The sequence below is a fragment of the Mesorhizobium sp. M4A.F.Ca.ET.050.02.1.1 genome, assembly GCF_003997725.1.
In the GTDB taxonomy this organism is placed as follows: Bacteria; Pseudomonadota; Alphaproteobacteria; order Rhizobiales; family Rhizobiaceae; genus Mesorhizobium.
Map to the genome: position 1 here is coordinate 1 of NZ_RZSG01001544.1, position 405 is coordinate 405.

Here is a 405-nt window from a genome sequence, read left to right on the forward strand (position 1 = left end):
GGCTCCTACTGCGCGCCCAAAGCCGTGACGCTCGGCGGCCATGAATGTGCCGGTCAGCCTTGCGACCACGCCAGCGCCGGCCGCGAGTTGCCGAAGATCATCCGCCAGATCGCTGACCGCCTGATCATCCGGGCGTAGCCGAACTCTTCCAGAGGTTTTTCTCCGTCAGCAATTCGTCCCCGGGCCGAGCCGCCAGTCGGCGCCAGGCGAGCAGCAAAAGCCCGGCGGGGCCGAGGGTCGTAGATCCTGACAAAATATCGCTGGGGCGGGCGAGGACAAAAGAATCGCGCAGCGCGCTTTCATCCTCGACACGGCCGGCCTGCTTGGCCGTGGCAGCGGCCGCCGCAAGCGCCGGGCGCTGCCGCCAGGCGCCGGCCCACCGCTGCTGGCGGCGCCTGGCGGCAG

Annotated in this window: 1 protein-coding gene; it reads right to left on the reverse strand. The window is 69.9% G+C overall.

Features of this window, described 5'->3' with window-relative positions:
• Positions 1-124: 124 nt before the first annotated feature.
• On the reverse strand, positions 125-405 hold a 281-nt coding region (locus EOA33_RS38570), incomplete at its 5' end, for a DUF1403 family protein (RefSeq protein WP_348628309.1).